Source organism: Mesorhizobium sp. M7A.F.Ca.CA.002.05.1.1 (assembly GCF_003998335.1).
In the GTDB taxonomy this organism is placed as follows: Bacteria; Pseudomonadota; Alphaproteobacteria; order Rhizobiales; family Rhizobiaceae; genus Mesorhizobium.
Genome location: NZ_RZQI01000414.1, coordinates 1 through 5111, shown reverse-complemented (window position 1 = coordinate 5111; position 5111 = coordinate 1). Strand labels below are relative to the sequence as shown.

General features: G+C 60.3%; 4 protein-coding genes. 2 read left to right on the top strand and 2 right to left on the bottom strand.

Going from position 1 to position 5111, the window contains the following annotated elements:
• Nucleotides 1-78: 78 nt before the first annotated feature.
• Nucleotides 79-3189, bottom strand: coding sequence for a CheR family methyltransferase (locus tag EN939_RS20235; RefSeq protein ID WP_127269401.1), 3111 nt, complete (start codon nucleotides 3187-3189; stop codon nucleotides 79-81).
• 271 nt (nucleotides 3190-3460) lie between these two features.
• On the opposite strand from EN939_RS20235, the gene EN939_RS20230 reads away from it, so the two are divergent.
• A complete protein-coding gene (locus EN939_RS20230) occupies nucleotides 3461-4117 on the top strand; it encodes a response regulator (RefSeq protein WP_127269400.1) in 657 nt (218 codons plus the stop codon).
• A 106-nt stretch (nucleotides 4118-4223) separates the two neighbouring features.
• Here the strand turns inward: EN939_RS20230 and EN939_RS20225 are convergent, their stop codons facing one another.
• Nucleotides 4224-4496: a hypothetical protein gene (locus EN939_RS20225; RefSeq protein ID WP_023809470.1), complete on the bottom strand. Its 273-nt coding sequence runs from the start codon at nucleotides 4494-4496 to the stop codon at nucleotides 4224-4226.
• A 199-nt stretch (nucleotides 4497-4695) separates the two neighbouring features.
• Between EN939_RS20225 and EN939_RS20220 the strand changes: the two genes are divergently transcribed.
• The coding region (locus EN939_RS20220; RefSeq protein ID WP_127269399.1) for an NAD-dependent epimerase/dehydratase family protein at nucleotides 4696-5111 on the top strand (416 nt) is incomplete at its 3' end.

Genomic DNA, 5111 nt, shown 5'->3' with positions numbered 1-5111 from the left:
CCGCACGCAGGCGTGACGCGATGTCTTCGGCGATCAGCCATTCGTCCTCGACCACCAGAACGCGCGGCTTGTCGTCGCTCACGGCGCCTCCTTGTGGTTTGCCGGAAACGCGATCTGGACGCTGAGGCCGTCCTTGTGGAACGCGGTTTCGACGTGGCCGCCGAGCCTGTAACCGATTTCTCCCTGCAATAGGGTCAGGCCAAAGCCGTTGTCCAACGGCGCCTTTACAAGAGGGCCGTCCTTTTCTCGCCAGCCAAATGTGAAACTGTCGTCCTCGATCGACCATTGCACACTGACCTTGCCATCGGTTTTTGACAAAGCGCCGTATTTGGCCGCGTTGGTGGCCAGTTCATGAATGGCCATACTCAGGGAAAGCCCCTGTTGCGGACCTAGTTTGACATCCTCGCCATCGAGTTCGATCCGCTCGATGCCGAATGGTTCGAGCTCCTGCTGGAGCAATTCCCTGACCGAGGCTTCCTTCCATCTCTCCCGGGTCAGCAGGCCGTAGGCCCGCGACATGGCATGCAGGCGACCGATCAGCGCGTCCGCGAACTCCTCCTTCGTATCAGAACTTTCCCGCGTGCGGCTTGCAATGCTGGCGATCACCGCAAGCATGTTCTTGACCCGGTGGTTGAGTTCCGAGATGAGCACCTGCTGATGCTCTTCCGCCTGTGCCAGCGTGGTGACATCGACAAGTGTCACCACCACGCCCTGGATCCTGTTGCCCTTGTCGCGATAGGGATTGATGCGGACCATGTGGAACAGGCCCCTGGCATCGCGTGCCAGATGGTGATTCAGGATCTCGCCCGTCTCGAACACCTTGTCGATGTGCTGCTTCAACTCGGGATAGTCGAGTTGGCTCGACAGATCCGTCAGCGGCCGGCCGACATCGGAGGGGCGCAGGCTGAAGAAAGATGACGCCGCCGGCGTGAAAGTGCGGACCACAAGGCTGCGGTCGAGGAAAATAGTCGCGATGTCGGTGCTTTCGAACAGGTTGCGCAGATCGCCGTTGGCGTGGTCGAGCTCTTCTATCTTGGCCGTCAACTCGGCATTGATCGTGTTGAGCTCCTCGTTGAGCGACTGCATCTCTTCCTTCGAGGCTTCGAGTTCCTCGTTGGTGGATTGCGCCTCCTCATTGACGGAGACGAGTTCCTCGTTCGACGATTTCACCTCCTCCAGCGCGGTCTCGTACTCCTCGATCGTCGATTGCAGGCGCTCTCTGGTATCGCGCAGTTCCCGCTCGAGATCGGCGGTGCTGTCACTGTCACGACTGCCGCCATCTTCGTTGGACCGGGCCTGGGTCGGCCCCGACGGCTCGAAAAGGACAAGGTAGAGCGGCTCGCCATTGCCGCGTTCGGCGAGCGGCTCGATCGTCAGCCTGATCGGCTGGACCCGCTCGTCGTCTTCCTCCACGGTGAGGTTTTCCCGCACCACTGTGCGGCGCGTGGTCGTCGCTTCGCGCAGTGCGGCGCGGAGGTCCAGCCGCAACCCACGCCTTGCCATCGTCAGCAACTGCCGGCTGGGAATCCCTTGTGGCGCTTCGAGATATCTGCCGGTCCTGGCCGAATAATAGACGACATCGCCCTCGGCGTTGACCAGGACATGCGGCGGCGCGAACCGTTCCAGCACCTGCGCCTCGACCGCCTGCCGCAGGGGATAGCCGACAAGTCCCTTCTTCGAGCCGGCACTTTCGGATGGGAAGACGCTGGAATGGCTTTCTCCGATCAGGGCCGGCAGTCTGATGTGCGGTGAGGCATGCTCCCGCGCCTGGAAGATGCGATGCTTCTTGTCGACGGTGGCGAACAGATCGTCGTGCTGCCCGACGCTTTCGGAGGTGCCGAGGAAAAGGTATCCGCCGGGCTTCAGCGCATAATGGAAGACAGGGATGACGCGATTTTGGATGGTCGGGCCGAAATAGATCAGCAGATTGCGGCAGGAGACCAGATCCATGCGCGAGAAGGGTGGATCGCGAATGACGCTGTGCGGCGAGAAGATGCACAGTTCGCGCACCTCATTGCTGAGGACATAGCTCTCGCCATCACCGTTGAAAAACCGCTGCTTGCGTTCAGGAGAAAGACCTTGCAGCAAGGCTTCCGGATAGCGTGCCGCCCGCGCCACCGCCAGCGCCGGCTCGTCTATGTCGGTGGCGAATATCTGGACGCGCGGAACGACCGTAAGCGTCTCCATGTGTTCGCGCAGCAGGATGCCGATGGAGAACACCTCCTCGCCCGTGGCGCATCCCGGAACCCAGACCCTGACGGTGTCGCTGGCGGTCTTGCCCTCGAACAGCTGCGGTATGATCTTTCGCCCGAGCAACTCGAAGGCATCGGGGTCGCGAAAGAAGTTGGTGACGTTGATCAGCAGATCGCGAAAAAGGTTCATCACCTCGCGAGCATCCTTCTTCAGCCAGTCTATATAGCCGCTGATGGAATGGACCTGGGCGATCTGCATGCGTCGCTTCACGCGGCGCAGGAACGTCTTGGTCTTATAGCCCGAGAAGTCATGGCCGGAGTGGCTGCGCAGAATGGCGTAGATTTGTTCTCGCACCTTGTCGATGTCGGGCGTTTCATCGCCATCGTCTTCCGCCAACCCGTCCAGCGTGTCGAAGCCGCGGGCGAAAGCCTCCAGCTTCGCCCCGATCTCCTCGGCAGTCACTGCGACATCGACGAGCCCACTGGCAATAGCGCTCTGCGGCATGTCGGGATTGCGCGGCCCGTAGCCGTCCGGCGCTTGCGCGACGATAAACCCGCCCCGCTCCTTGATGGCCTTGGCGCCCAGGGTTCCATCGGAATCACCGCCCGACAGGATAACGCCGACGGCATATTCGCCCTGGTCTTCACCCAGTGCGCTGAAGAAGATATCGATGGGCTTGCGCTCCTGGGTAAGCCCATTGGGCCGACGCAGGTGCAGCACCCCCGATTCAATGGCCAATGTCACGTTTTGCGGCATCACATAGACGTGGTCAGGTTGAACCACCGTGCCATCCTCGACCACCGAAACAGGCATCTCGGTGTAGCGGCTGACAACCTCATGCAACAGACTCTCCCTGTTGGGGCTGAGATGCGTGATGATGACGAACGCCATGCCGGGCTGGCCGGTCACGCCCTTGAAAAGGCCCTCCATCGCGGGAATGCCGCCCGCGGACGCGCCTATGCCCACGATGGGAAATCTAGTCGATCGGGCAGTCACGGCATGTCCCCCTTTCGCCGACCCGACATGAAGTCTCCTCAAGGCCGGATCGAACAGGACACAACCATATAGCGCGCAAGACGGATGGAACAAGACGTCAGAGATGACGTTGAACCCGATATCAATGGTGGTTCAATGGCAAAACGATCTGCTGACATAAAACTCCCGACGCCGGTGGTATCAGGAGCGCCTGGATCGCTCGAAGCTTCCCATGCGGGGCCCGTCCCGGATCGCATGCTGACGCTTGCGAAACGGTTGCAGGCGGCCTTGGATGACAGAATTCGGAAAGCAAATCCGCTGCATTCTAACCTCCGTTCCAAGAAAGGATGACGACGTGCGCGACCTGCGGGGGCTGCATATTCTGATAGTCGAAGACGAATGGACGATGGCGGGAGATCTTGCGCGGTTTTTCAGCAATATGGGCGCCATAATCCTTGGTCCCGCTGCAACTGTCGAACAGGCTTCCAAACACACCGGGACGGCCGAAGCTGCAATTCTCGACGTCAATCTCAATGGCCGACGCGTGTTTCCAATCGCCGATGAGTTGATGCGCCGGGGTGTCCCCTTCGTGTTCTTCAGTGGCGATGACGACATCGCCATTCCCGATCATCTCCGCTACGCCAGCAATTTGCGGAAATCCTCGGGCAGCCAGGCCGTGTTCAACGCACTCTTTCCCCCGCAGGCATCGGGACGGGCGACCTCCGTACCGGACCCGTCCGACGACGTCTTCGCGCTTTTGCCCAAACTGCGACTTGCGGCGCGCCTTTTGCTGGGAGACGTCGACGCATCGGATCGGCTCGTCGAGAGGACGCTCGAGCAAGCGATCCGGGATGTCGACCGCAGACAGCTTGGTCAATCCACTGAAAACTGGCTCAACGGCATCATGCGAGAGATGGCGAAAACCCGCGGCGCAAAACTGATGCATTAGTTTTACCTCCAAGGCCTCTCAGGCTGAAGTGCCAAGCCGCGGGGCCGTCATTGTTCACCACATCTCGAAAACTTGGCCGTACAGATCGGCCGCTTGGCCTGCGTCATCAGCCCTTCTGATTGCGCTCGACGAATTTGTTGAAACGGCTGGCTTTCCCCTCACCGGTCTTGGCCTGATACAGAAAGGCCAGATCATTCTCGTCGAATATCCGGAAGAACTCGTCCCATTCGATGGGCTCGAATGCTTCCTCGGGCTCGCCGAAGTCGATCCGCAGGATACCGCCCTCGCCTTTGGTGCGCACCACCGCCGGCCGGCCGTCCCGCTCCTCGGCCCATTTGCGAATTTCGTCATGGTTCGTGGTCGTTTGCGACTGAGACATTGAAATCTCCTTTGATCATCGGCGGACACGCGGGCTGTCGGGCGTCCTAACAGCACAAGGGCGTCAATGTTCCAGCACCGCGCCGTGATCGCGATGCCGGCTCCCAACGAAGTCCGCCAAAGGAACTTTGTTGAAGCAAGGGAACAAACCTTTTGCCGAAAAGTTCGGGGCGCCGAGGTTACTTGTCTGAGGAGTCGTCGTGAAACGCATATTGGTTACAGGAGGCTGCGGCTTCATCGGCCGGCATGTCGCACAGGAACTCGTCGAGCAGGATTATTCGGTTCGCATCCTCGATGCGCTGCTGGAGCAGGTGCATGCGGGCGAAGCCGTCGCGCTTCCCGCCGGGACCGAGCTGATCAAGGGCGATGTCCGAGACCGGGAGGCGGTCGCCAATGCGCTGGATGGCGTTGACGCGGTCATTCATCTGGCGGCGGAAGTCGGCGTCGGGCAATCGATGTATGAGATCGCGCGCTATGTCGGCGCCAACGATCTCGGCACCGCAACGCTACTTGAAGCATTGATCAAGCACCCGGTCGAACGGATCGTCGTCGCCTCGTCGATGAGCGTCTATGGCGAAGGGCTCTATGCAACGCCAGACGGCCGGCGTATCGACAA